This is a genomic window from Mycobacterium gordonae (assembly GCF_001417955.2).
Taxonomy (GTDB): domain Bacteria; phylum Actinomycetota; class Actinomycetes; order Mycobacteriales; family Mycobacteriaceae; genus Mycobacterium; species Mycobacterium gordonae_B.
This window is the reverse complement of the sequence record NZ_LKTM01000245.1, coordinates 1-753: the sequence shown is the minus strand read 5'-3', so window position 1 is coordinate 753 and position 753 is coordinate 1. Positions and strand designations below refer to the sequence as shown.

Genomic DNA, 753 nt, shown 5'->3' with positions numbered 1-753 from the left:
CCGGCGCCACCCGTCCCGCCCGTCCCGCCGATCCCGCCGTGGCCCGCGGTTCCGCCGTTTCCGCCGACCGCAGTACCGGTCGCGCTGTTGACGGCGGAGCCGCCACCGCCGCCGTCGCCGCCCGCAAAGCCGGCCGCCCCGGCACCGCCGGTGCCGCCCACGCCTCCGGCACCTCCGGCACCTCCGTTGCCCAGGAACAGCCCGCCGTGGCCACCGGTGCCGCCTGCGCCGCCGGTGCCACCGATCCCGCCCGCGGCGCCGGGCGCCGTACTCGCCGCACCACCACTGCCGCCGTTGCCGCCGGTCGCGGTGCCCGGGTAGGGGCTGTTCGCGAACCCGCCCAGGCCGCCGGCGCCACCCGCACCCCCGGTGGGCCCGCCCGGAGCGCCATTGCCGCCGGCCCCACCAGAGACGCTGGTGGCGCCCGTGACCGGGCTGCTGTTCACGACCAGGGAGCTGCCACCAGTCCCGCCGGCGCCCCCGTCGCCGCCGACGCCGGCCAGGCCGCCATTGCCACCGGTGCCGGTGGAGACGGTGAGAGTCCCTCCGATGCCGGGCGGATCGACCGTGATGATCGGATCCATCCCTGTCCCGCCGGTGCCGCCCGTCTGACCGGCGGCCCCGTCGCTGCCGACACCTCCACCGCTCCCGACGACCGTGACGCCAGCGCCGGGGTTGCTGACGGTGATCGGCGCGCTACCGGGACTGCTGCCCGGTGCCGCTGTGCCGGTCGGCGTCGGATTGACTCCCGCG

General features: G+C 78.2%; 1 pseudogene. It reads right to left on the bottom strand.

Features of this window, described 5'->3' with window-relative positions:
- Window positions 1–753, bottom strand: a pseudogene (locus AO501_RS38205) (PE family protein); the annotation flags it as partial.